The organism is Comamonas jiangduensis, assembly GCF_030162955.1.
Lineage (GTDB): Bacteria > Pseudomonadota > Gammaproteobacteria > Burkholderiales > Burkholderiaceae_C > Comamonas > Comamonas jiangduensis.
In genome coordinates, this window is record NZ_JARXOV010000001.1 from 284,718 (window position 1) to 309,451 (window position 24,734).

Here is a 24,734-nt window from a genome sequence, read left to right on the forward strand (position 1 = left end):
GTTCGCTATGTCGACCATTGAACTCGAACAAGTCGCCAAGTCGTGGGGAGACACCACGGCCTTGCGCGCCATGAATTTGCAGATTCCTGCAGGCTCATTCTGTGTGCTCCTCGGCCCCTCGGGCTGCGGTAAATCCACCACGTTGCGCATCATTGCTGGGCTGGAAAGCGCCACTTCCGGCCGCGTGCGGATTGGTGGCAAAGATGTCACGCACCTGCCGCCTGCCGAGCGCGGCATTGCCATGGTGTTTCAAAACTACGCGCTTTTCCCGCACCTGAGCGTGCGCGACAACATTGGCTTTGGCTTGTCGGTGCGCAAAGTGCCCAAAGCCCAAGCGCAGCAGCGCTTGGCAGAAGCGGCGGATTTGCTGGGGCTGTCGCATTTGCTGGATCGCAAACCGGGGCAGCTGTCCGGCGGTCAACAACAGCGTGTGGCGCTGGGGCGCGCCCTGGTGGCCCAGGCCCATGTGTGCCTGATGGACGAGCCGCTGTCCAACCTTGATGCCCAGTTGCGCCAGGAAATGCGCTCTGAGCTGCGTGAGCTGCAACAGCGCCTGGGGCTGACCGTGGTGTACGTCACGCACGACCAGGCCGAAGCCATGAGCATGGCCGACCAAGTGGTGCTGCTGCACCAAGGCAAGGTGGAGCAATACGCCGCACCGCGCGCCATGTATGCGCAGCCTGCGACAACTTTTGCTGCACGCTTTATTGGCACTCCCGCCATGAATTTGCTGCGTTTGCAAGACGGCTGCATTGTGGGCAGCCCGTTGCAAACGGGCAGCGTGGCCGCCGCCAGCATGGGGCTGCGGCCCGAAGCCGTGCACTGGGGCGAAGCCCCCACCGCAGACAGCGTAGCGGTGCAGGCGCAAGTGACCGGGCAAGAGTATCTGGGCGCTGATGTGGTGCTGCGTTGCCAGGTTGGACACGAAACCCTGACGGTGCGCGCGCCCGGCAGCCTGCTGCCGGAAATAGGGCAGCAGGTGCCGCTGCACTGGCACCGTGCGGATATGCACTTCTTTGACACCCATGGCCAGCGCATGGCCGCCTGAATCCATTTTTTCTACCCGCGAGGAGCAATCACTATGCAACGCAAGACCTTCCTGAAGGCTTCGGCCGCAGCCGCAGTGCTGGGCATGACCGCCGCAGCCTGGGCGCAAACGCCTGTGGAAGTGCCGTTTTATTACCCGGTTGCCGTAGGTGGCCCCATCACCAAAACGATTGACGGCTATGCGGCAGACTTCAACAAGGCCCACCCGGAATACAAAATCGTGCCGATTTATGCGGGCACCTACCAAGAAACCATTGTGAAGGCGCTGACCGCGCACAAGTCGGGCAAGGCGCCGGCCACTTCGGTGCTGCTGTCCACCGACATGTTCACGCTGATCGATGAAGATGCCATCGTGCCCATCGACGATTTTGTGAAGACCGATGCCGACAAGGTGTGGCTCAAGGGCTTTTACCCGGCGTTCATGGCCAACAGCCAGACGGGTGGCAAGACCTGGGGGGTGCCGTTTCAGCGCTCCACGGTGGTGATGTACTACAACAAGGAAGCCTTCAAGGAAGCGGGGCTGGACCCCAACAAGGCGCCCCAGACCTGGGCGGAGTTGAAGGACGCCGCCAAAAAGCTGACCAAGAAAGACGCCAACGGCAACGTCACGCAGTACGGCATTCAAATTCCGTCCACAGGCTTTGCCTACTGGATGCTGCAAACCTTCACTACCCCCAACGATGTGCTGCTGGCCAACGAAGCGGGCACGAAGGTGACCTTCGACCACCCCAAGGTCATCGAAGCGCTGGAGATGTGGGTCAATCTGGCCAAAGATGGCGTACATCCCAAAGGCGTGGTCGAGTGGGGCACCACACCCAAGGACTTCATGGAAAAGAAGGCCGCCATTATCGTGACCACGACCGGCAACCTCACCAACATCAAAGCCAATGCCAAGTTTGACTTCGGCGTGGGCCAGATTGCGGGCCATGTGCGCAAGGGTTCACCCACCGGCGGCGGCAATTTCTACATCTTCAAGAGCGCACCCAAGGCACAGCAAGAAGCAGCTTTCAAGTTTGCGCAGTGGATCACCCAGCCCGAGCGCGCGGCGCAGTGGAGCATGGACAGCGGCTACGTGGCCGTGTCGCAAGCAGCGTATGACACCCCGGTGCTGAAAAAGTACGGTCAAGAATTTCCGCAGGCATTGGTAGCGCGTGACCAGCTGCCCGTATCGGTGGCGGAGTTTTCGACCCACGAAAACCAGCGCGTGACCAAGGTGCTCAACGATGCCGTTCAAGCCGCGCTCAACGGCACCAAGACCTCAGCCCAAGCCATGAAAGATGCGCAAAAAGAAGCCGATCGCATCTTGCGCAGCTACCGCTGATGCCACGCGGACAAAGCGGGTGCAGCCCTGTGCTGCGGCTTTGTCTGCATCACGCCTTGCCGCATGCGGTTTACAAGACCGCGCATTCGGGCAAGGCGCTTGTTGTTTGATGTGAGAAGTTGGGAACGCATGTCAGGTTCTGTTTCATCACCCATGGCTGGTGCCAGCCAACGCAGCATGCATGCGTGGCTGCTGCTGTTGCCAGCCCTGGTGTTGTTGGTGACGTTTACGCACTGGCCCACCGTGGCCACGCTGATCGATAGTTTTTTCTCCACGCCCAAGGGCGCGCAGCCAGCACAGTGGGTGGGGCTGGAGAATTACGCCGTCATGGCCGATGACCCCGTGTTTTGGCAGGCGGTGCGCAACAACCTGTGGTTTGCAGCGGCCACCATTCCGGCATCGATCGGGCTGGCGCTGCTGATGGCCGTGTGGGTGAATGAACGGATTGCCGGGCGCACTTTTTTGCGCATGGCGTATTTCACCCCCACGGTGTTGCCCATGATTGCCGTGGCCAATATCTGGCTGTTTTTCTACACCCCGCAATATGGGCTGCTGGAGCAGTTCACGGGCGCGCTGGGCTTTGCGTCACACAACTGGCTGGGCGATCCGGCCACAGCCCTGGCCTGCGTGACGCTGGTGGCGGTGTGGAAAGAGGCCGGTTTTTTCATGATTTTCTATCTGGCGGCACTGCAAACCTTGAACCCCAGTTTGAAAGAAGCAGCGGCCATTGAGGGGGCCTCGCGCTGGTACTTCTTTCGTCGCGTGCAGTGGCCGTTGCTCATGCCGACCACGCTGTTTGTGCTGATCAATGCCGTGATCAATGCCTTCCGCCTGGTGGACCATGTGTTCATCCTCACGCGCGGCGGCCCCGACAATGCCACCACGCTGCTGCTGTACCACCTGTATGAGGTGGGCTTCAAGTTCTGGGACACGGCCTACGCGGCGGCCATCACGGTGGTGCTGGTGGCGGTGCTGGCGGGCGTGGCGCTGTTTCAGTTTTTCGTGCTGGATAAAAAGGTGCATTACCAATGAGCGCACCCGCTGTGATTTACCGCCACACCTGGCTCGATACCCTGGCGGCGTGGACATTGGCGCTGTTGTGGATCTTGCCGCTGGCCTATGCGTTTTGGACCGCCTTTCACCCCAGTGAGTACGCGATTCGTTTTGACCTGAGCGCGCCCTGGACGTTGCAAAACTTTCGCAACGCCTGGGAAGCGGCCCCCTTTGCCCGTTATTTTTTCAACACCACGGTGCTGGTGTTGCTGATTTTGGCGGTGCAGTTGGTGCTGTCCACCCTGGCGGCTTTTGCGTTTGCGCGCTATGAGTTCCGCGGCAAGCATGTGGCGTTTGCGCTGGTGCTGGTGCAGCTGATGATCATGCCGGACATCTTGCTGGTGGAGAACTACCAGACCATGGCCAAGCTGGGGCTGGTGGACACTTTGCTGGCCATCGGCCTGCCGTACTTCGCCTCGGCCTTTGCGATCTTCTTGTTGCGCCAAACCTTCATGGGCATTCCCAAAGAGCTGGATGAGGCTGCCCGCGTGGAAGGTGCCAGCACGCTGCAAATTTTGTGGCGCGTGTATGTGCCGCTGGCCAAGCCGGTGTACACCGCGTTTGCGCTGGTGTCGGTGAGCTTTCACTGGAACAATTTTCTGTGGCCGCTCATCATCACCAACAGCGTGGAGTCGCGCCCGCTCACCGTGGGGCTGCAGGTGTTTTCCAGCGTGGAGCAGGGGGTGGACTGGTCCACCATCACAGCCGCCACGTTGATGACATCGGCGCCGCTGCTGATTGCCTTCATCCTGTTCCAGCGCCAGTTTGTGCAAAGCTTTATGCGCGCTGGGATCAAGTAACTCCACCCGGCCCTTTTATAAAAAAGAGAGCTGGTTGTGCTGATGAAAAAAGGGTTTCAGATACTTTTCTATCTAAAACCCTTGTTTTTCAAGCGCTACAAGCTACTTTTTTTGTTAATGCCTGAGCATGCAGGCTCAGCATGCGCGTTCAGCAGGGCCACACCGCCATGTGGTAAGCGCTGTCCCAGAACATCCATTCCAGTCGCGCTGCATCGGTATAGGCTTGGTGCATCTCGGTCACAGTTTTGGCGTCTGCCTGCGCGGCCACGGCATCGACGGTCTCGCGCACGGCACGCACGTGGGCGTGGAACTCCTCGCCGCCGTAGGTGTCGATCCAGCCTTGGTAAGGGTTGCCCGGCACGCTGCGTTTTTGCAGTTCGACCCCGACTTCGGCATAAATCCAAAAGCACGGCAGCAGCGCCGCCAGGGCTACCGCGTAGGGGCGGCTCCACGCCGTGGACTGCAAAAAGTGGCAGTAGTGGTGGCAGGCGGGCGACAGCGGTGTGCGCTGGAATATCTCTGGCGTGACATCGTAGGCACGCATAAAGCTGTTGTGCAGCAGGCGCTCGGTCACCACGGCTTCTTGGGCGGCTTGCGAAAACTGCACTACACCTTCGGCATCATCGGCCTTGCCACCCGCAATCGCCAAGGCACGGCCAAACGCCACCAGATAGTGGGCGTCTTGGATCATGTAATGCTGAAAAACGTCACGCGCCAGACTGCCGTTGGCTAGTGCCTGGTTGAAAGGTAAGGCCACGGTGGCGTTAAAGAGTGGCAGATTGCGCTGCCATGCTTGTTCACAAAAAGTCATGGTTGTAAAGGTGATGAAATAGCAGAAAAAAATCTCAAACTCGGATGAAATGCACTGTAGGGCGACAAGAACAGGTATGTTTCAGCCTGTGTGAGCGTGTCGTCACGGTTCGTCTCACCATGCTTAATGAGAGTGTGTCATGCATTTAGTCACTTGGAATACCCAATGGTGCTGCGGCCTGGACGGTGAGGTGCGCCCCGAGCGCATTGTCCAGACCGTGCAAGCCATGGGCGAATGCGATGTGTTGTGCCTGCAGGAAATTGCCATCAACTACCCCCAACTAAGGGGTGGTGCCGCCCATCAGGTGCAGCAGTTGCAAGCCCTGCTGCCCGGCTGGTCGGTTTTTTTTGGCGCTGCCGTGCACGAATGGACCGAGGCTGGCGAGCAACAGTTTGGCAATCTGATTGCCACGCGGCTGCCGGTGCTGCAGGTGCAGCACTACCCGCTGCCCTACCCGGGCGATCAGCACGTACGCACCATGCAGCGCATGTGTACCGTGGTGACGGTGCAAGACCCCCTGCTGGGCCCGGTGCGCGTGCTGACGACGCATTTGGAGTACTACTCCAAACGCCAGCGCATGGCGCAAGCGCGGTATTTGCGTCGCATGCACTTTGAAGCGTTGTCGCAGGTGTTTGCACCACCGCCGCTCGCGGACGACGGCTCGCCTTTCCAGCGCAAACCGTGCACAGAGCATGCCGTGCTGTGTGGCGATTTCAACTTCGAGTCGCACGAGCTGGAGTACGCGGCGCTGAGTTCTCCCGCAGCCGTGATTGAGTGCCTGGAGGCGGGCTGGCCCGAAGGCGTGGTGGGCGCGGCCTGGAATGATGCATGGCGCGTGCTGCGCACCCATCAGCCCCAGCCCGATACCTTCCGATTGTTTGACCGCCAGTTTGGCCCTGAGCCAGGCGCTTGCGATTTTGTCTGGGTCAGCGACAGCCTATACGACAAGGTGCGCAGCTTTGAAGTGAACCAGCAAACGCAGGCCTCAGACCACCAGCCTGTGCGCGTTGTGCTGGGCTGAGCGTTTGCCAGTCTCTCTTGCAGGCTGGCGGTGGCTGGCGGCGCTGGGTGTGCTGTGCCTGCCCGCGTGGGCTTGGGCCTTACCCACGCCGCACGAAGTGCGCAGCAGCTTTCAGTCTTCAGAAACGTACATCCTCTCGCGCGAAGGTGAGGTGCTGCAGCGCCTGCGCACCAACAGCCAGGTGCGTCGCGGCGCCTGGGTGGCCTTGAGTGAGGTATCGCCTGCCTTGCGCCTGGCCTTGCTGGTGAGCGAAGACCAGCGTTTTTATGCCCACAGCGGGGTGGACTGGCGCGCTGTTTCTGCTGCGGCCTGGGGCAATCTGTGGAACAGCAAAACACGCGGTGCCAGCACCATCACCATGCAATTGGCGGGGCTGCTGGACGAGGACTGGCGCGCCAGTGCCAGCGGGCGCAGCATGGGGCAAAAGCTGGGTCAGGCGCTGGCTGCAACGCAGCTGGAGCGGCGCTGGCGCAAAGACCAGATTCTGGAGGCCTATCTGAACCTGCTGCCTTTCAAGGGGGAGTTGGTGGGTATTGATGCCCTCAGCCGCACCTTGTTTGGCAAAGCTGCGCATGGCCTCGATGAGATGGAGTCTGCGATTGCCGCAGCCTTGGTGCGCGGCCCCAATGCCAGTGCGGCCGTGGTGGCGCAGCGCGCCTGTGCGGTCTGGCAAGACTTGCAGCCGCATGCGATCCCTACGAACGGCGCACCCAAGACCGCCTCACATGCAGCACCCCAAGCGGGGTGCACCACAGTGCAATGGCGCACCGAACAGGCCTTGCGGGCACGCCTTTGGCCTGCGACAGAAGGTGATGCTGCGCACTGGGCGCAGCGTGTGTGGGCAGGTTATGACCATGCACAAGCCATTCCCCGGCAAGGTATTGCCACCACGCTCAGCGCACCGGTGCAGCGTGCAGCGCAAGAGAGTTTGCAGCGCCATTTGCGAGAGCTGCAAGGGCGCAATGTGCAAGACGGCGCGGCGGTGGTGCTGGACAACCGCAGCGGTGAGGTGCTGGCGTGGGTGGGCTCATCGGGCACGCTCAGCCAGGCCAGCGAGGTAGATGGTGTGCTGGCGTGGCGCCAGCCGGGCTCAACCCTCAAGCCTTTTCTGTATGCGCAGGCGCTGGACGAGCGCCGCCTGACAGCGGCCTCGCTGCTGGAAGATTCTGCGGCCGAGATTGCCACGCCATCGGGCCTGTACATTCCGCAAAACTATGACCGGCGCTTTAAAGGCTGGGTGTCGGTGCGCATGGCACTGGCCGCATCGCTGAATGTGCCCGCCGTGCGCACGCTGGTGATGGTGACGCCGGATGCGTTTTTTAACCAGCTGCGTCAGCTGGGACTGCCGCTGCGTGAAAACGCCGGGTATTACGGCTACAGCTTGGCGCTGGGCAGTGCAGAAGTGCCGCTGCTGCATCTGACGAATGCCTACCGGGCCTTGGCCAACGGCGGCCAGTTTGCGCCCGTGGCACCTGCGGTTTTGGGTGCAGCACCGCGCGCCAAGCCGGTGCAGGTGCTGTCGCCGCAGGCCGCATTTGTGGTGGGCGATATATTGTCGGACGCTCAAGCCCGCGCCAGCACCTTTGGGCTGGATAGTGTGCTGGCCACACGGTTTTGGACGGCGGTGAAAACCGGCACCAGCAAAGACATGCGTGACAACTGGGCGGTGGGCTGGTCGCAGCGCTACACCGTGGGCGTGTGGGTGGGCAATGCCTCGGGCGAAGCCATGCATGGCGTCAGTGGCAGCAGCGGTGCAGCGCCCATCTGGGCCGACATCATGGCCGCGCTGCATGCGCGGCTGCCCAGCCGTGCGCCGTCAGCGCCCCCAGGCTTGCGCCCGCAGGCGGTGCAATTTGTGGCGGCTGCGGCTGCGGGTGCTGCGGCGCTAGAGCCGGGACGCAAGGAGTGGTTTCTGGAGGGAACGCAGCAGCCCGTGTTTGCTATAGAAGGGAAAGCTGCTAGCGCTCGCGATTCAAGCACTCCAGGTATGAAAGTATCTGAAAAGACTAAGAATCAAGCGCAAGCAGCTATCAAAAATGCGTTGCCTGCCGTGCATGCCCAGATTGCGCAGCCGGTCAGCGGCACCATTTTGGCGCTGGACCCCGACATCCCCCCCCAGCACCAGCGGGTGCAGCTGCAGGCCCGGCCTGTGGGGGCGGGCAGCGCCGGTTGGCAGCCGCAGGGGCTGCGCTGGCAGTTGGTGACGCGCCAGCCGCACGGGGAAACCGTGCGCCAGGAGCTGGGGCGCGGCAGCCCTGTGGCGTGGCTGCCTTGGCCGGGGCGCCACCGGCTGGAGCTGCGGGATGCCGCAGGCCAGTTGCAAGACAGTGTGGAGCTGGAAGTGCGCGGTGCAGGGGCTCGTCAGCAGCAAAGGGCTTCTTCATCTGTGCCTTCAGCACGTTCGCGCTGAATGCGTGGGGCGGCCCAATCGGCCGCAGAGAATCAGCGCTCGCGCACCAGCAAGTCGCCGGTGATCTCGGCCACGTTTTTCACGCTGGTCAGCGTCATGGCCACGCGCATTTCTTTTTCCAGCAGGTTCAGCAGGTTGGTCACGCCGGCGCCGCCTTCGGCGGCCAGTGCGTAGATGAAAGCGCGGCCAATCATCGTGCAGTCTGCGCCCAGGGCCAGCATGCGCACAATGTCCAGCCCGTTGCGGATGCCCGAGTCGGCCAATATCTTGATCTGGCCTTTGACCGCGTCAGCAATTGCGGGCAGGGCGCTGGCCGAAGACAGTACGCCATCGAGCTGGCGGCCGCCGTGGTTGGAGACGATGATGCCGTCAGCACCAAAGCGCACGGCATCCTTGGCATCTTCCGCGTCCAGAATGCCCTTGATGACCATGGGCCCCTTCCAGGAATCACGAATCCATTCCAGGTCTTTCCACGAGATGGAGGGGTCAAAGTTAGCCCCCAGATAGCCCATGTAGTCTTCCAGGCTGACGTTTTTGCCCATGTAGGTGGAGATGTTGCCCAGGGTGTGGGGGCGGCCCAGCAGGCCCACATCCAGCGCCCACTGTGGGTGCAGCACGGACTGCACATAGCGGCGCATGGCGGCGTTGGGGCCGCTCATGCCGGAGTGTGCGTCGCGGTAGCGCGCTCCCGGCACGGGCATGTCGACCGTGAATACCAGGGTGGAAACGCCGGCCGCCTGCGCGCGCTCCAGCGCGTTTTTCATGAAGCCGCGGTCTTTGAGCACGTACAGCTGGAACCACATGGGGCGGTTGAGCTTGGGGGCGACTTCCTCGATCGGGCAGACCGAGACGCTGGACATCGTGAAGGGAATGCCTTTTTGGTCAGCGGCCATGGCGGCCTGCACTTCACCGCGGCGCGCGAACATGCCCGTCAGGCCGACGGGGGCCAGCGTTACGGGCAGCGATAGCTTTTCGCCAAACAGCTCAATGCTGGTGTCCAGCTGGCTCATGTCTTTGAGCACGCGCTGGCGCAGGGCCACGTTGGCCAGGTCATCCACGTTGCGGGCCAGCGTTTTTTCTGCATAAGCACCACCGTCAATGTAGTGAAACAGAAACGGAGGCAAACGCTTTTGTGCCGCAGCACGGTAGTCGGTGGTGGAGGAAATAATCATGACGAGGTCGCAACAGAAGGTGAAAGGCGTCCCAGGCGCTGAAGCCGGGCCGTGTCTGCATCGGCTTGGGTGAGTTTGTCGTGGACAAAATTCAGGTGATCGCTGATCACGCTGCGGGCTTGCTCCGGCTCGCCATTCAAAATGGCTTGCATGAGCTGGTAGTGCTGTTGCGTCAATTGCTCCAGCACTTTGGTGTTGTCATGCACAAACATCAGGCGGCGGTTTTCGGCCACGGTGTTGAGCATCAGCTCAAACAGGCTGCGCATGACTTGCACGATGACGGCATTGTGGGAAGCCTCCGCAATCGCCAGATGGAACTGCGCATCGGCATTGGCAGAGGCTTCGGTATCTTGCAGGTGCTGGTAGTGCAGCAAAGCGTCAAAGCTGCGCTGAATGCGCGTCTTGTCCTGGGCGGTTGCACGCTGGGCCGCATGCCAGGCGGTGCTGACTTCCAGGCTTTGTCGGGTTTCCAGTACGTCGTAGCGGTACTGGGGGTCATCGCGCATCAGGGGAACCAGCGGGGAGATGACCTGTTCATGCCAGTTGGGCTGGCTGGGCGGGGTTTGCACAAAGGTGCCAGCCCCGATACGGCTCTCCAGCAGGCCGCGGCTGGAGAGTTTTTGAATGGCTTCGCGCAGTGCGGTGCGCGACACACCCAGATCTTCGGCCAGCTGTCGCTCGGCGGGCAGACGCTGGCCGGGCTGCAGCTGGCGCTGCTGAATGAGGGTGTAAAGCTGCTCGGCTATCTGATCGGAAATTCGCATGTTGGTGACTCGGTCCATAACGCCCACAGCGAATTCGTTGATCCCGTCGAGATAGCCGAGGCAGCTGCTTTAGCGCGCAGCGGCCAGGTTTTGGCCTTGGTGCCCGCCAGCTGCCAAAGGCTTGCCCTTGGTCATCGACAGGGCCGCCAGCACCACCACCAGCCACACGGCAGCAGCTACCCACCAGCCCAGGCTACCGGTGATGAGCGCTTGGCCAATCAAGCCCGCTTGAATGCAGTAGTAGGCCATAGGAACCAAGGTCTTGCGGATGACTTCACCTTCACGGTTCATCATGCCAACCACAGCGCCCGCAGCGACCACGTTGTGCACGCAGATCATGTTGCCTGCAGCACCGCCCACCGCTTGCAATGCCACCACGACGGCCGATTGATCCAGATTCAGCGCAATTTGCTGTGCGGTAGAGAACTGGAAGTAGGCAAACATCATGTTGCTGACGGTGTTGGAGCCTGCAATGAATGCACCCAGGCTGCCCACCCAAGGCGACACATTGGGCCATGCATTGCCGGCCAGGGCGGCGGCACCCTGTGCCAGCACCAAAGGCATGCTCAGCATCGAGCCGTCAGCCGAGGCGGAATTGATGAACACCTGCACCATCGGTACGGCCAGCAGCAAGGCGGGCGCCGCCTCCACCATGGTGTGTGCGGAAGACTTCACAGCGCGACCATATTGGCCTTGCTTCATGCTGAAGATCAAGATACAGGCCAGCGATGCCAGGATCAGGATGAAACCGGGCGAGTACAGGAACTGTGCCGAGGGCGAGATATTGGTGCCAAACAGCGCAGGAATCTTCAGCGTGGTCAAAGGGCCGGTCAAAAAGGCCTTCAGCGGTGCCACGGTGCGGGTGAGGATCAGCAGGGCAACCACCAGCACATAGGGAGAAAACGCACGCAGCACCGAGAACTTGGCCGCTGTGGTTGCAGAGCTGTCAGCATCGTTAGAGACGGTGCCCAGCCACTTTTGCTCCCAGGCTGCACGGGGGGGGAAGTCAAAGCTTTGTTTGGGAACCAAGAAGCCTTTTTTGGCAGCGCTGATCACGATGACCAGACCAACCAGTGCACCGACCATCGAGGGGAACTCAGGGCCTAATACGCGGGCAATCAGGTAGTAGGGCAGGGTGAAGGCCATGCCGGCGAACAGTGCAAATTTCCAAGCCTTGAGGCCTTCGGTGAAGGATTGTTGGGCACCGAAGAAGCGGGTGAGCATGCCGCACAGAATCAGCGGAATCACGAAACCCACCAGCGCGTGAATCATGGCCACGTTTTCCACGATTTGCTGCAGGTACTCCAGCGGCTGCATGGGAGCCAGCAATTGCGCCACATCGGTCTTGTTGTCAATGCCCGAGCGCACGCCCACCAGCATGGGAGTGCCTACCGCACCAAAGGACACGGGGGTGGACTGGATGACCAGCACTGCCATCACCGCAGCCATGGCTGGGAAGCCCAGCGCCAGCAGCAAAGGAGCGCCCACGGCGGAAGGCGTGCCAAAGCCCGACGAGCCTTCAATCAGCGAACCAAACAGCCACGCCACGATGATGACTTGCACGCGGCGGTCAGGAGAGACATCCATGAAGCCTTGGCGGATGGCCAGCAGTGCACCGCTTTCTTTGAGGGTGTTGAGCAGCAGCACCGCGCCGAAAACGATAAACAGCAAGGTGATGGCCGTTACCACTCCGTTGATGGTGGCAGCAGCGATTACCGCACCGGGCGCCTGCCACACAAACAGTGCCAACAGCGCTGTGACCAAGTAGGCCGAACTCATGGAGAGTTTGGCCGATCGCCCTAAAACCACCATCAAAAGAAACACCACCGCAATCGGGGTGAGGGCTAAAAGCGTGTGTCCAAGATTCATGTGTGATGTCTCCAAGGGTGGCTGCGCACGGGCGCGTGGCTTATGAATGCCACGTCACCTTTGCATGGTTTTAATTGGTCGTACCAATATTATTTAATGTTGAGCTGCAGATTGTAAAAGTCATTGCATGGACTCTATTTCCCGGTTTTTGTCTGTTTTTTCGTGGTTTACCCTTGTTTTTTGTTGATTGGTAATACCAGTCGGTGCGCAGGTTCAACGCTTATCCACACGTAGGGAGTGCGATTGCACAAGCCCTGCTTTTGCACCTCATCGATGGCTTTCGATAATGCAGCGTTTTAAAAAATGCAGCACAGGCATTGCGCTGCATCTAAGCGCAACGTGATGGGCCTTCCTAAAATGCGCAAGTCCATGATGAAGTCCATGCTGCTCCGTTTTCTTTCACACCGCGTCGCTTGGCTGGCGGTGGTTGTGTCGCTGGGCATTGGTGCGCTGTTCGCGCACACCATGTGGTCCATGCACCAGGAGCATTGGGACTATCAGTTGCGCACCAACACCAACTTGAGCAGTACCTTGGCCAAGGGGCTGGAGTGGTCCCTGGATGCCGTGGATTTGTCGCTCCAGAAAACCGCGATTGCACTCAATGAAGTGCGCGCGCTGGAAGGGCAAGAGGACAGCGAATCACACCGCGCATTGCTGGATGCTTTATGGCGCGATATCCATAACAGTGATTTATTGGTCTTGGATGACCAGGGGCGGGTCGTACACCGTGCGTTGGGCGTGCAAAGTGTGGGCAAGCAGTTTGTGTCCCATGATTTCTTTCAGGCGTTTCGGGTTCACCAGTTTCCGGGCGTTTTTATTGGCCAGCCCACCAAAGAATTGCGCATGGGCGAATATGTATTGCCGATTGCCCGTGCCATACGCGGTAAATATGGGGTGCTCAATGGCGTGGTGGTGGGCATGCTGCGCATGCAAGAGATCAACGCCTGGCTCTCCACCATGGATTTGGGGGCGCACAGCGGGGTGAATGTCATTCGGGAAGATGGTCTGGTGCTGACGCGTTTTCCCTATCAAGAAACTACCGCACCGCACAGCTTGGCGGGCTCGGGCAATTTGGCGCAGTTTGTGGCTGTTCCCCAAGGCAGCTTTGTGGGCACGGCGGTGATTGATGGTGTGGAGCGCTTGTACACCCACAACCGTGTAGGCCATTTCCCGGTGGTGGTGAATGTGGCGCAGTCCACGTATTCCATCTTTCAGTCCTGGCGCCGCAATGCGCGGCAGCTTGCAGGTTTTGCCGCTTTGCTGATGGTCAGCTGCCTGGGCTTGGCGGTGCTATTTGTGCGCGAGCTGACGCGCAGAGAGGCCACAGAGGCAGATCTGTTCACAGAAAAAGAGCGCATGCGCTTGACGCTGCAGTCGATTGGTGATGCCGTGGTGTGTACCGACGCGCAAGGCCATATCACCTACCTGAATCCGGTGGCGCGGCAAATTACCGGTCTGGAGATGCGGGAGGTGGAGAACCACCCCATCGAAGTTTTGCATGCCTTGCCCTATGCCGTGGCTGGGGGTGCGCAGGCATCGGCGCTGCGCCGTGCACTGGAAAGCGGCAAAACCGTAGACCGCTCCCGCACGACGCTGCTGCACCGAGGCAGTGGCGAGCTGCTGGAGATGGATGAGTCGGCCAGCTTGGTCAAATCCTTTGATGGCCATGTGCTGGGGGCTGTGGCGGTGCTGCGTGATGTCACGGTGGCGGCAGCCCATGAGGCGCGCATGCAGCGTCTGGCGTTCCATGACGTGCTCACCGGTTTGCCCAATCGCACACTGCTGCAGGATCGGGCGCAGCAAGCCATGGCGCACAGCAAGCGCACGGGCGACATGCTTGCGGTGCTGTACCTGGATCTGGATGGCTTCAAGCAAATCAATGACCGCCTGGGGCACCAGGCGGGGGATGCTGCGCTGGTGCATGCGGCCAAAGCGCTGCAAGCCAGTGTGCGCGAAAGCGATACCGTATGCCGCTTGGGTGGCGATGAGTTTGTGATTTTGCTGTGCGAGCTGGCTTCTAAAGCGCACCTGCAAAGCATTGCGCACAAAGTGCAGCAAGCGTGCGCTACACCGTTTGTGTGGCAGGGGGCAAGCTATGTGCTGCACGCCAGCGGTGGTGTGGCGCTGTACCCCGACCATGCCCTGCAGTGGGATGCGCTGCTGCACTGTGCCGATACGGCGATGTACGCGTCCAAGCAGGCCGGGCGCCACCAGATTCGCTTGTACCAGGTCCACGCAGAGGCTGTGCTGCTGGCGCGCGCTGAAGCCGCCGCCCAGGCGGTCGTCGGCCCCAAGGCGTAAGCCACACTTTTCGCCATCTTGCTTGCGCACGATGTGCATGCCCAGGCTGGGTGGTGGCAGCACATGGAGTGCATGACGACGCACTACGATATGCGCCCTGACTGCAATGACTGAATGAAGAAGGGCTGACCTGTGGCTGACCTGTCCAAAATTACCTGTATTGAAGACTTGCGCGTGATTGCCCAGCGCCGCGTGCCGCGCATGTTTTATGACTATGCCGATTCGGGCTCGTACACCCAGGGCACCTACCGCGCCAACGAAGATGATTTCCAGAAAATCAAGCTGCGCCAGCGTGTGGCGGTGAACATGGAAGGGCGCAGCACGCGCACCACCATGGTGGGGCAAGATGTGGCCATGCCCGTGGCGATTGCGCCCACGGGCCTGACGGGCATGCAGCACGCGGATGGTGAAATTCTGGCCGCCCAGGCGGCCAAGGCGTTTGGCATTCCTTTCACGCTGTCGACGATGAGCATTTGTTCGCTGGAGGACATTGCACAGCACACCGAGCGCCACCCGTTTTGGTTCCAGCTGTATGTGATGCGCGATAAAGCCTTTATGGAGCGCCTGATTGACCGCGCCAAAGCGGCCAACTGCTCGGCCTTGCAAGTCACGCTGGATTTGCAGATCCTGGGCCAGCGCCACAAGGACATCAAGAACGGTCTTTCCACACCGCCCAAACCTACGCTGAAGAATCTGCTCAATCTGGCCACCAAGCCGCGCTGGTGTCTGGGCATGCTGGGCACCCAGCGGCGCTTCATGGGCAACATCGTGGGCCATGTCCAAGGCGTGTCCGATATGAGTTCGTTGGCTTCGTGGACAGCCGATCAGTTTGACCCCACGTTGAATTGGAGCGATGTGGAGTGGATCAAAAAGCGCTGGGGTGGCAAGCTGATCTTGAAAGGCTTGATGGACGCTGAAGACGCGCGGCTGGCTGCGCAAACGGGTGCCGATGCCTTGGTGGTGAGCAACCACGGCGGGCGCCAGCTGGACGGTGCGCCTTCGTCCATCGAAGCCCTGCCCAGCATGGTGGAGGCCGCTGGCAAAGACATCGAAGTGTGGATGGATGGGGGCATTCGCAGCGGGCAAGACGTACTGAAAGCCCGTGCGCTGGGCGCGCAAGGCACCTTGATTGGGCGCAGCTTTTTGTACGCTCTGGGGGCCTTTGGGCAAGCGGGCGTTGCCAAGGCCTTGAGCATCATTCACAAAGAGCTGGACACGACAATGGCTTTTTGTGGACATACCAATATCAACCAGGTGGACACAGAAATTTTGGTGCCCGGTACCTACCCCAAACCTTTTCCAGCCGCTTAACGCAGCGCTTGCCTGCGTTGTGCAGGGCCTGCAGGGTGGGTTGATGCGCCCGATGTGTACGCCATGAGCACGCCATAGGCATGCCATGGCAGTGCGTATGTAGTTATAAAACAGTAGCTGCTAGCGTATGTAAATAAAGACTTTCCAATACTTTGGTATGGGAAAGCTTGGTTTATCAAGCGGTGGCAGCTACTTTTTTTTATGCATGCCTGTGCAGCACATCGCTGACGACAGCGCCCACCCTCGCCAATGTGTGGGGCGCAATCGCAAGGCGGTGGCTATGCTGCAGGCACAGCGCGGGTGCTGCTTGGTGATTGTGGGTATGTCATTGTCTTTGGAAGAAATCGCTTGGTTGTGGGTGCCGTTTACGCTGTTTGCTGCAGTGGCACAAACGGTGCGCAACACCGCACAGCGCGCGCTGACGCAGCAGCTGGGCACGCTGTCTGCCACCTTGGTGCGCTTTTTTTATGGCCTGCCGTTTGCCGCAGTGTTTGTGGCGCTGCTGTATGTGTTGCCTGCGCAAGCGCCGGCCGTGCCGCAATGGAGCGCCGCCTATTTCGGCTGGATTGGGCTGGGCGCATTTTTTCAGGTGGCAGCGACCGTGGCGTTGCTGCTGGCGATGAAAGAGCGCAACTTTGCAGTCGCCGTCACGCTGTCGAAAACCGAAATTTTGCAGGTAGCCCTGTTTGGCGCGGTGTTCTTGCATGAGCTGCCCACCGCATGGGCGCTGGTGGCCATGGTGGTGGCCACCATAGGGGTGCTGCTGTTAACGCTGCCGCCGCGGGGGCAGATTTTTTCTTTGCAAGCATGGATGAGCAAGTCGGCTTTGTATGGGCTGCTGTGCGGGGCGTGCTTTGCGATTGCGGTGATTGGTTTTCGCGGCGGCGCGCTGGCGCTGAATGCAGCCACGCCGTGGCTGTCAGGCGGCTGGGGGGTGCTGGTGGCGCAAACGCTGCAAAGTATTTTTCTGGGTGCCTGGGTGGCGCTGAAAACGCCGCAAGGCATCATGCCCATCTTCCGCGCGTGGCGGGTTTCACTGCTGGCGGGCTCCATGGGGGCAGCGGCATCGCTGGCGTGGTTTACGGCCTATGCCATGCAAAGTGCGGCAGCGGTACGCACGCTGGGCATGGTGGAGGTGGTGTTCAGCTACTTGGTTTCGCGCCGGCTGTTCAGTGAAAACTTCAGTGCAGTGGAAAAAGTTGGAATGGCGCTGATGGTGCTGGGCCTTGTGCTGATTTGTCTGCAAGGGCTGTAAAGCTTCTTTCACAATAGCGGGGTGACCTCGCCTGCTGTGCCCCGCCGTATTGCCCACCTCGATATGGATGCATTTTTTGCATCTGTGGAGTTGTTGCGCTACCCGCAGCTCAAAGGCTTGCCTGTTGTCATCGGTGGCAGCCGCCACAGCGCCGAGCATGAAGCGCAGCTGCTGGCGCAATGGGGCGCGCTGGAGCAAATCCCTGTGGATGCATTCCCGCGACTGGGTCGGTATGTGGGCCGGGGGGTGATTACCACGGCGACCTACGCAGCGCGCCAGTTTGGGGTGGGGTCGGCCATGGGCATGATGAAAGCCGCCCGGCTGTGCCCGCAGGCCATCTTGCTGCCCATTGATTTTGTGCGTTACCGCCAGTACTCACGCGCTTTCAAAGAAGTGATTGTTGCCACGGCCCCGGTGATGGAGGACCGCGGTATTGATGAGGTGTACATCGACTTCACCCACGCGCCCGGCGGCCAAGCCGAAGGAGGGCGTGTGCTGGCCATGCAGCTGCAGCAAGCTATTTTTGCGGCCACGGGGCTGACCTGCTCGGTGGGTGTGGCACCCAACAAGCTGCTGGCCAAGATGGCCAGCGAGTTCAACAAGCCGCAAGGCGTTTCTGTGCTGCAGCCGCAGGACTTGGAAGCACAGATCTGGCCGCTGCCCTGTCGCAAAATCAATGGCATCGGACCTAAAGCTGGTGCGAAATTAGAGGCGCTGGGTATCGTGAGCATTGGCGATTTGGCACGACAGCCTTTGCCCTGGCTGGTGCAGCACTTTGGCAAGGCATATGGGGCATGGCTGCATGCGGCTTCTCATGGTCTGGATGAACGCCCCGTGGTCACAGAAAGTGAGCCAGTCAGCATGAGCCGCGAGACGACTTTTGCACGCGATTTGCACGCCCGCGATGACAGGGCGGAACTCACCGCCATCTTCACCCAGCTGTGTGAGCGCGTGGCGGACGATTTACAGCGCAAAGGCTATGCGGGGCGCACGATTGGGGTGAAGCTGCGCTATGCCAATTTCAAAAGTGTGACCCGTGAAATTACGGTGGATACCTTCACCCAAGAAGCGTCAGCCATTCGGCGTGTGGCTGGTCAATGCTTAAAGCGTGTGCCGCTGGAGCAGAGCATTCGATTGCTGGGGGTGCGTGTGGGGGGACTGGTGCATTGGGATGCCACCAAGCAACAGGCACAGGGGGAGGTGCTGGGCAGCGGGCGAAAGGCTGGTGCGAAGGGGGACTTGTGGTCACTGCCGCTGTTTGACTAATTCGTGGCCTGCAAGCTTTGTGGTGCGTCAAAAAAATGTCACAAAAGCGACGAGCGGTTTGGATGGTGAGCGTTTGCTTTGTGGCTAATGCAGGTGCAGCCTGGGAAACTGGAATAGTCAATTGTCAGCAAATGCAATCTGGTTATGGGATGATCTTTGGATTCCCTGAAGGTGTGTTTTTAATGCCATCAGGCTTGTCAGTCTGGAGAATCTAGTGCGAGCCAACTTCCCCGTTACACAAAATAATTACGATTTCCCGGGTGATGAATTGTTGGTCTCTGTGACCAACACCAAGGGCGAAATTACCCATTGCAACCCCGCATTTGCGCGTGTCAGCGGGTTTGAATACGAAGACTTGATCGGGCAGCCCCACAACCTGATTCGTCACCCCGATATGCCTGCTGCCGCCTTCAAAGATATGTGGCGAACGATTGCCCACGGTTATCCGTGGACGGGCATTGTGAAAAACCGTCGGCGCAATGGCGACCACTATTGGGTGCGGGCTAACGTGACCCCCATCATGGAAGGGGGCAAGCCCCAGGGCTATTTGTCGGTGCGCACCAAGCCCAGCGTGCAAGACATAGAAGCTGCCGAAGCGCTGTATGCAGACATGAATGCGCAAGCGCAATCCGGCCAAGAAACCTTGCGTTTGCGTGGCGGAGAGGTGCGCCGTCTGGGTGTGCGCGGTTTGTGGGCGCAGCGCAGCGATGTAGGCTTGCTGGCGCGCATGGTCATCATGCTGATGATGGTGGTGGCTCTCACCATGCTGCCTGATGTGCTGGGCTGGCAAGGCGTGGCGGCGTGGGGGCTGCGCTTGGCGGCATTGCTGCTGGGCAGCGCATGGATTGCCTGGCGCTTTCAGGCGCGTTGTGTCAGCGGTATTGAAGAGGCCAATATGTGGGCCGCGCAAATGGCCAGCTGTAATTTGACCAGCACCCATGCACACAACTACACGGGTGCGGTAGGTACTTTGATGGCCCGTCTGCAGCAAATCCAAATCAACCTGCGCGCTGTGGTGGGTGATGTGCTGACCGAGGTGCAAGGCTTCAACACCATGTCCAAAGAAATCTCGCTCAGCAGTTTGGATTTGGCCAAACGCACGGAATCACAGGCCACGGACCTGGAGCAGACAGCGGCTTCCATAGAAGAAATTACTGGCACGGTGCTGCAAACCGCCGATACCGCGCAGCAGATGGAGCAAGAAAGCAACCAGAGCAAGGCCGTGGTGAGCCGCAGTGGAGAGGCGATTCAAGAGGTGGGCGAAGCGATGGAGCGTATCCGCCAATCGTCCACCCGCATGCGGGAGATCATCGGCGTGATTGAAAGCATTGCCTTTCAGACGAATTTGCTGGCATTGAATGCCGCCGTGGAAGCAGCCCGGGCTGGTGAGCAAGGGCGTGGCTTTGCCGTGGTGGCGGGCGAAGTGCGCGCACTGGCGCAGCGCAGTGCGACCGCGGCCAAGGAAATTGGGGGGCTGATCAACAACACAGTGGCAGGCATCAATGACGGTAATGCACGCATGCAGGCAGCAGGCAAAACCATTGATGGCATGGTCGATGCCGTGCAGCGTGTGAGCGAATTGGTGCACCAAATCAGCTTGGCGACCCGTGAGCAATCGATTGGTATTGCGCAGGTCAATGAAGCCGTTGCTTCGTTGGATGTCATGACACAGCAAAACGCGGCCATGGTTGAGCAGTCGTCCAGCTCAGCGGATGCACTGCACACCCATGCATCGCGTTTGCAGCGTTCGGTGGCATTTTTCAATGTGTGATCGCAAGACATGCAGCGCAAAAGCAGCCTAATGGCTGCTTTTTTTATGCCCCTGCGCGCAAAAAATCAGCGCGATAAAGCAGCAAGCTTAGTTAGCATGCAGGGATGCAAGTCTTGTTCATCGTTTTGGCGATCATTGCGCTACTGTTGTTGGGTCTTCGAAGTTCTCGTCCTAAGAAACAGATTACCCCTCGCGCAAAGGGCCGAGTTGCGGCTGCGGCGTCGAAACCGGAGCCAGAGCCAGAGGTTTCGCCCACCATCAATAGCGAAGTGAAGTTTCGCATGCGGGGAGAACGTGGCGTCGGGGGCCCTATCTATGGTGATGTGCTGTGCAGTGATGGCGTTTACTTGCCGCATGTATGGGAGTCTGATTTCCACACTTCATTTGATGGTCGCTGGATTCGCACCGGCTCTTACGGAGACTCCGCCCCTCGATTGATTGACAGAAAAAATCGCCGCGCATGGGTGTTGAGTGTGTCGGAGGCCGGGCAGGTCGATGACTTGCACTGGCGACTGCCCCATTGGAGTGGTGAAGGCGCAGGCGGCAACGGCGTTGCTGCAGAAGGCCACCATGTGCTGACAGAAACCGCTTTTGAAGCGTGGCTCCATAAAAACGTCGGGAGCAAAGCGCAGGCCCTGGTGGGTGTCTGTGATTTGTGGATACCTGCAGATTGCGTGTCTGCGGAGGCGCAAGCCATGCCCCCGGAGCTTCCTGCGCAAGACAATGCCGTGGTGCAAGTGAGTGTGCAGCGCCATTGGCCGCAATCACTGCGGGCGCTGGAAAATCCCTTAGAGCCTTTGCTCCATCCGTACTGGCAACTGCAGCTCAATGGCGAGGCGCATTCCTGGATCATTGATGGCAAGAGTCCTTTGGTGTGGCGCCCTGATGGGCAGGCCTTTGCCTGCTATGGCTATCCGGTGGCGGATGATGTGCGAAAAACGGGCTTGCGACTGGGCGTTTGGAGCGTGACGTTTGGCGGGCAGCAATGGTCAGAGTGGTTGCCACCAGATCGCAAACCTTGGTCGGTTGCGCTGTATTGGCCAGATGAGCAAGGCTCTGCGTTGCCACCGCTGAGCTGGGATGACATGGATCTGCTGCAACGCATGGAAATGGACACGCCAGCGCTGGAGCGTTTGCACGATGGCCGCAGCCTGAGCTGTGTCATGAGTGAGCTGTATGCGCCATCCAAGCACCGTGATGACGGGCGCTTGCTGCTCAAAAAAATACCAGTGCGCCAATTTTTGTGGCGCCGCAATTTGCACCAGCCTGCACGCTGGACGGCACAAAGTGTGCCTGTGGCCGGTCAGTTTTTAACCTGGAATCTGGTGCATGAAGCCCAGGATCAGTCAGGTGCCACGGCGGCGTATTCGGTGCAATGCGGCGAGCAACAGTTGCCCGGGCTGTGGGAGTTAGAGCACGTGGTGGTGGATGGGCGTTGGGCGATTTTGTGCCCTTGGGGCATCTCTCCCTTGCAGGGCGGCAAGCCTGTGCCGTGGGTGTGGGATGGGAAGCAGCTGTATGCCATCGCAATGAACCTGCCAGTACTGCGTATGCGCCCTCATGTGTTGGAAGGACATGCGCAGCTTCTGGTCATGGTGGGATGTGGGCCCGATAACAGCAATTTGGCCAGCAGCGGTTTGTGGCGCTGGCCTTTGCAAGTGGCGGATGAAACCAACCTGACCAAAAATGGCTGGACGCCGGCCTATGAGTGGCGTGATATCGCGGTGAATGCGCAGGGCGTGTGGCAACTGCTGCCGCGTTGGCGCGAGGTGCACCAGGTACAGCACCCCTGCGCAGATGGCGACTATGTTTGGCGCCAGCCTGCTGCGCGAGAAGCCCTGTGGTGGTGGGGTGGTTTGCACAATCAGATGAGCAACAACTGGCGCCCCCAAGCAGCACGTTGCGAAGGCGTGCTCGTGACACAGTCTGGCGCAGTGCTCTGTGGTGTGGGGCCCAGTGCTTGTCCGCACCATGCGGGGGATGGTTGGCTATCGCTGGAGTGGCTGGCGCGAGGCGCAGAAGGCGAGCCGCACCATTGGAAGCTGCATTGGTTGCGTCCCCATAAGCACGAAGTGTGGACGCTGGAGCTGCGGGCATACATGCCTGTGTTGCAGCTTTGGGATGCACAGCAAGGCGTGCAGTGGTCAGACGCAGAAATGCCCGCGCTGGAAGACGGGGGGGCTGTGCAGACCGCGCAGCATGTGATCGCTCCTATGCGCTGGGAAGGTGCGCAGTTGGATGTGCTCAAGCAAAGTCCTGTGGGACTGTGGGTGCGCAAACAAGATGCAGTCTATGCGGATGCGATTGCGCTGCGTGATGATTGGCCTTGGGAAAGACCCGTGCCGACATCACCGCAGCGCACATAAAAAAACCGGCTCTCAGGAGCCGGTTTTTTATTGGCAGCTCACCAAGGTGTGTATACCTTGGTGGTGTGCAGTGCTTAGGGCTTGTTGCCTGTAGGGAAGGGCCATGCGGCTTGCGGTGCCAACACGGTCTTTGCCACTGCCGCTGTGGTTTCTGCTGCAGGCGCAGCGGCCTTCTTGGCAGGAGCGGCAGCCTTGGGTGCAGCAGCCTTCTTGGCAGGCGCAGCGGCCTTAGGCGCAGCAGCCTTCTTGGCAGGCGCAGCGGCCTTAGGCGCAGCAGCCTTCTTGGCAGGAGCGGCGGCCTTAGGCGCAGCAGCCTTCTTGGCAGGCGCGGCGGCCTTAGGCGCAGCAGCCTTCTTGGCAGGCGCAGCGGCCTTAGGCGCAGCAGCCTTCTTGGCAGGCGCAGCGGCCTTAGGTGCAGCAGCCTTCTTGGCAGGCGCGGCAGCCTTAGGCGCAGCAGCCTTCTTGGCGGGCGCAGCGGCCTTAGGTGCAGCAGCCTTCTTGGCAGGAGCGGCAGCCTTAGGTGCAGCAGCCTTCTTGGCGGGCGCAGCGGCCTTAGGTGCAGCAGCCTTCTTGGCAGGAGCGGCAGCCTTAGGTGCAGCAGCCTTCTTGGCAGGAGCGGCGGCCTTAGGTGCAGCAGCCTTCTTGGCAGGAGCGGCAGCCTTAGGTGCAGCAGCCTTCTTGGCAGGAGCGGCAGCCTTAGGTGCAGCAGCCTTCTTGGCAGGCGCAGCGGCCTTGGGTGCTGCTACCTTCTTGGCGTGAGCCGCTTTTTTAGCAGCTTCGGTCTTGGTTACGGGTGCAGCTTTTTTATCAGCCACTTTCTTTGCAGTTGCCATCGTTTTCTCCTTCATCAATTTGCACACAGCGTTTGCGTGATCGAACTTCGCGAGCGATCACGAGCCATTGCGACGTGGAGTGGTTTGACGCATGGACACACAAACGCCCTATGCCATCACCTGTAAAAATAATTTGTGATGGCATGGGCGCATTATGAATTCCATCGCATGGGTTTGCGAGGTTTTATAGCGACTTAATCCCAAGAAAGTGCGCCACCGGTTTGGTATTCGATCACGCGTGTCTCAAAGAAGTTACGTTCCTTCTTCAGATCAATCATTTCGCTCATCCAGGGGAACGGATTTTCTTCGCCGGGGAACAGTTCTTCGAGGCCGATCTGTGTGGCGCGGCGGTTGGCGATGTAGCGCAGGTAGCCCTTGAACATCGAGGCGTTCATGCCCAGCACGCCGCGTGGCATGGTGTCTTCGGCATAGGCATATTCCAGGTCCACGGCCTTGCGGAACAGGGCGTTGATTTCTGCCTTGAACTCGGGTGTCCACAGGTGGGGGTTTTCGAGCTTGAGCTGGTTGATCAGGTCGATGCCGAAGTTGCAGTGCATGGACTCGTCGCGCAGGATGTACTGGTACTGCTCGGCCGCGCCGACCATCTTGTTCTGGCGGCCCAGGGCCAGGATCTGCGTGAAGCCGACGTAGAAGAACAGGCCCTCCATCAGGCAGGCAAAAACGATCAGCGACTTGAGCAGGGTCTGGTCGGTTTCGGGCGTGCCGGTGTGGAAGTGGGGGTCCATGATCGCTTCGATGAAGGGGATCAGGAACTCGTCTTTGTGGCGGATCGACGGGATCTCGTTGTAGGCGTTGAAGATCTCGCCTTCGTCCAGGCCGATCGACTCCACGATGTACTGGTAGGCGTGAGTGTGGATGGCTTCCTCGAAGGCCTGGCGCAGCAGGAACTGGCGGCACTCGGGCGCCGTGATATGGCGGTAAGTCCCTAGGACGATGTTGTTGGCAGCCAACGAGTCGGCCGTGGTGAAGAAGCCCAGGTTGCGCTTGACGATGCGGCGCTCGTCGTCGGTCAGTCCGTTCGGGTCCTTCCACAGCGCGATGTCGCGCGTCATGTTTACCTCCTGCGGCATCCAGTGGTTGGCGCAGGTGGCAAGGTATTTCTCCCAGGCCCATTTGTACTTGAAGGGCACCAGCTGGTTGACGTCGGTCTTGGCGTTGATGATGCGCTTGTCGGCGGCATTCACACGCTGGTGCGTGCTGGCCGATGTGGTGTGGTTGGGGTGGGTGGTGGACGAAATCTCGTCATCAAAAGTCAGCATGTCGTACTCCCTGCAATCTGCAAAAAAGTGAGCTGGCTGCGCAGTGCAGACAAAGGTTTCAAGCGATGAGGCTTGAAAGACTT

General features: G+C 59.8%; 18 protein-coding genes. 12 read left to right on the forward strand and 6 right to left on the reverse strand.

The genetic code is table 11. The features are described 5' to 3' along the window. Nucleotides 1-7 precede the first annotated feature (7 nt). The 4 genes from QEP12_RS01260 to QEP12_RS01275 all read left to right on the forward strand — a co-directional run bounded on the left by QEP12_RS01260 (nucleotide 8) and on the right by QEP12_RS01275 (nucleotide 4,221). Nucleotides 8-1,048 carry an ABC transporter ATP-binding protein gene (locus QEP12_RS01260; RefSeq protein WP_284213121.1) on the forward strand — a complete coding sequence of 347 codons (1,041 nt, stop codon included), beginning with the start codon at nucleotides 8-10 and terminating at the stop codon, nucleotides 1,046-1,048. A 33-nt stretch (nucleotides 1,049-1,081) separates the two neighbouring features. Next, a complete protein-coding gene (locus tag QEP12_RS01265) occupies nucleotides 1,082-2,368 on the forward strand; it encodes an ABC transporter substrate-binding protein (RefSeq protein ID WP_219162757.1) in 1,287 nt (428 codons plus the stop codon). Between the two features lie 129 nt (nucleotides 2,369-2,497). Continuing rightward, nucleotides 2,498-3,400: a carbohydrate ABC transporter permease gene (locus tag QEP12_RS01270; RefSeq protein WP_284213122.1), complete on the forward strand. Its 903-nt coding sequence runs from the start codon at nucleotides 2,498-2,500 to the stop codon at nucleotides 3,398-3,400. After that, nucleotides 3,397-4,221 (forward strand): carbohydrate ABC transporter permease, encoded by an 825-nt coding sequence (locus QEP12_RS01275; protein WP_174863517.1) that lies wholly within the window; start codon nucleotides 3,397-3,399, stop codon nucleotides 4,219-4,221. The genes QEP12_RS01270 and QEP12_RS01275 overlap by 4 nt, the downstream gene beginning before the upstream one ends. Before the next feature lie 148 nt (nucleotides 4,222-4,369). Here the strand turns inward: QEP12_RS01275 and tenA are convergent, their stop codons facing one another. Next, nucleotides 4,370-5,032 carry a thiaminase II gene (gene tenA, locus QEP12_RS01280; protein WP_284213124.1) on the reverse strand — a complete coding sequence of 221 codons (663 nt, stop codon included), beginning with the start codon at nucleotides 5,030-5,032 and terminating at the stop codon, nucleotides 4,370-4,372. 139 nt (nucleotides 5,033-5,171) lie between these two features. Here tenA and QEP12_RS01285 point away from each other — a divergent pair, with 139 nt between their 5' ends. Beyond that, nucleotides 5,172-6,053, forward strand: coding sequence for an endonuclease/exonuclease/phosphatase family protein (locus QEP12_RS01285; RefSeq protein WP_174863518.1), 882 nt, complete (start codon nucleotides 5,172-5,174; stop codon nucleotides 6,051-6,053). A 4-nt stretch (nucleotides 6,054-6,057) separates the two neighbouring features. Further along, the gene (gene pbpC / locus QEP12_RS01290) at nucleotides 6,058-8,463 is read left to right on the forward strand and encodes a penicillin-binding protein 1C (RefSeq protein ID WP_431308048.1); all 2,406 of its coding nucleotides are present in this window, start codon (nucleotides 6,058-6,060) and stop codon (nucleotides 8,461-8,463) included. 32 nt (nucleotides 8,464-8,495) lie between these two features. Here pbpC and lldD read toward each other — a convergent pair whose 3' ends face one another. From lldD to QEP12_RS01305, 3 genes are all read right to left on the reverse strand, one after another. Further along, nucleotides 8,496-9,635, reverse strand: a complete 1,140-nt coding sequence (lldD, locus tag QEP12_RS01295; RefSeq protein WP_210929470.1) for an FMN-dependent L-lactate dehydrogenase LldD — start codon at nucleotides 9,633-9,635, stop codon at nucleotides 8,496-8,498. Beyond that, complete coding sequence (lldR, locus tag QEP12_RS01300; RefSeq protein WP_284213126.1) at nucleotides 9,632-10,399, reverse strand: transcriptional regulator LldR; 768 nt, start codon at nucleotides 10,397-10,399, stop codon at nucleotides 9,632-9,634. The genes lldD and lldR overlap by 4 nt, the downstream gene beginning before the upstream one ends. Before the next feature lie 69 nt (nucleotides 10,400-10,468). Then, entirely contained in the window at nucleotides 10,469-12,268 is a 1,800-nt protein-coding gene (locus QEP12_RS01305; RefSeq protein ID WP_174863019.1) for an L-lactate permease, read from the reverse strand. Nucleotides 12,269-12,610: 342 nt separating this feature from the next. Here QEP12_RS01305 and QEP12_RS01310 point away from each other — a divergent pair, with 342 nt between their 5' ends. From QEP12_RS01310 to QEP12_RS01335, 6 genes are all read left to right on the forward strand, one after another. Further along, a complete protein-coding gene (locus QEP12_RS01310) occupies nucleotides 12,611-14,569 on the forward strand; it encodes a bifunctional diguanylate cyclase/phosphodiesterase (protein ID WP_284213127.1) in 1,959 nt (652 codons plus the stop codon). 132 nt (nucleotides 14,570-14,701) lie between these two features. After that, nucleotides 14,702-15,880, forward strand: a complete 1,179-nt coding sequence (locus QEP12_RS01315; RefSeq protein WP_284213128.1) for an alpha-hydroxy acid oxidase — start codon at nucleotides 14,702-14,704, stop codon at nucleotides 15,878-15,880. A 322-nt stretch (nucleotides 15,881-16,202) separates the two neighbouring features. Beyond that, nucleotides 16,203-17,135, forward strand: coding sequence for a DMT family transporter (locus tag QEP12_RS01320; protein WP_284213129.1), 933 nt, complete (start codon nucleotides 16,203-16,205; stop codon nucleotides 17,133-17,135). Nucleotides 17,136-17,198: 63 nt separating this feature from the next. Then, nucleotides 17,199-18,401 (forward strand): DNA polymerase IV, encoded by a 1,203-nt coding sequence (gene dinB / locus QEP12_RS01325; RefSeq protein WP_284213152.1) that lies wholly within the window; start codon nucleotides 17,199-17,201, stop codon nucleotides 18,399-18,401. A 214-nt stretch (nucleotides 18,402-18,615) separates the two neighbouring features. Next, complete coding sequence (locus QEP12_RS01330) at nucleotides 18,616-20,172, forward strand: methyl-accepting chemotaxis protein (protein ID WP_174862852.1); 1,557 nt, start codon at nucleotides 18,616-18,618, stop codon at nucleotides 20,170-20,172. Between the two features lie 281 nt (nucleotides 20,173-20,453). Further along, nucleotides 20,454-22,538, forward strand: coding sequence for a hypothetical protein (locus tag QEP12_RS01335; RefSeq protein ID WP_284213130.1), 2,085 nt, complete (start codon nucleotides 20,454-20,456; stop codon nucleotides 22,536-22,538). A 74-nt stretch (nucleotides 22,539-22,612) separates the two neighbouring features. Here QEP12_RS01335 and QEP12_RS01340 read toward each other — a convergent pair whose 3' ends face one another. Together QEP12_RS01340 and QEP12_RS01345 are read right to left on the reverse strand one after the other, a co-directional pair. After that, the gene (locus tag QEP12_RS01340; RefSeq protein WP_284213131.1) at nucleotides 22,613-23,371 is read right to left on the reverse strand and encodes a hypothetical protein; all 759 of its coding nucleotides are present in this window, start codon (nucleotides 23,369-23,371) and stop codon (nucleotides 22,613-22,615) included. 194 nt (nucleotides 23,372-23,565) lie between these two features. Next, entirely contained in the window at nucleotides 23,566-24,651 is a 1,086-nt protein-coding gene (locus QEP12_RS01345; protein WP_284213132.1) for a ribonucleotide-diphosphate reductase subunit beta, read from the reverse strand. Nucleotides 24,652-24,734 lie beyond the last annotated feature (83 nt).

Coding starts and splice junctions, on each gene's coding strand:
- lldD (WP_210929470.1), bottom strand. CDS start 9,635: ATGATTATTTCCTCCACCACCGACTACCGTGCTGCGGCACAAAAGCGT.
- QEP12_RS01320 (WP_284213129.1), top strand. CDS start 16,203: ATGTCATTGTCTTTGGAAGAAATCGCTTGGTTGTGGGTGCCGTTTACG.
- QEP12_RS01285 (WP_174863518.1), top strand. CDS start 5,172: ATGCATTTAGTCACTTGGAATACCCAATGGTGCTGCGGCCTGGACGGT.
- QEP12_RS01260 (WP_284213121.1), top strand. CDS start 8: ATGTCGACCATTGAACTCGAACAAGTCGCCAAGTCGTGGGGAGACACC.
- QEP12_RS01265 (WP_219162757.1), top strand. CDS start 1,082: ATGCAACGCAAGACCTTCCTGAAGGCTTCGGCCGCAGCCGCAGTGCTG.
- QEP12_RS01345 (WP_284213132.1), bottom strand. CDS start 24,651: ATGCTGACTTTTGATGACGAGATTTCGTCCACCACCCACCCCAACCAC.
- QEP12_RS01275 (WP_174863517.1), top strand. CDS start 3,397: ATGAGCGCACCCGCTGTGATTTACCGCCACACCTGGCTCGATACCCTG.
- QEP12_RS01335 (WP_284213130.1), top strand. CDS start 20,454: ATGCGGGGAGAACGTGGCGTCGGGGGCCCTATCTATGGTGATGTGCTG.
- lldR (WP_284213126.1), bottom strand. CDS start 10,399: ATGCGAATTTCCGATCAGATAGCCGAGCAGCTTTACACCCTCATTCAG.
- QEP12_RS01310 (WP_284213127.1), top strand. CDS start 12,611: ATGGGCCTTCCTAAAATGCGCAAGTCCATGATGAAGTCCATGCTGCTC.
- dinB (WP_284213152.1), top strand. CDS start 17,199: ATGGATGCATTTTTTGCATCTGTGGAGTTGTTGCGCTACCCGCAGCTC.
- tenA (WP_284213124.1), bottom strand. CDS start 5,032: ATGACTTTTTGTGAACAAGCATGGCAGCGCAATCTGCCACTCTTTAAC.
- QEP12_RS01340 (WP_284213131.1), bottom strand. CDS start 23,371: ATGGCAACTGCAAAGAAAGTGGCTGATAAAAAAGCTGCACCCGTAACC.
- QEP12_RS01305 (WP_174863019.1), bottom strand. CDS start 12,268: ATGAATCTTGGACACACGCTTTTAGCCCTCACCCCGATTGCGGTGGTG.
- QEP12_RS01270 (WP_284213122.1), top strand. CDS start 2,498: ATGTCAGGTTCTGTTTCATCACCCATGGCTGGTGCCAGCCAACGCAGC.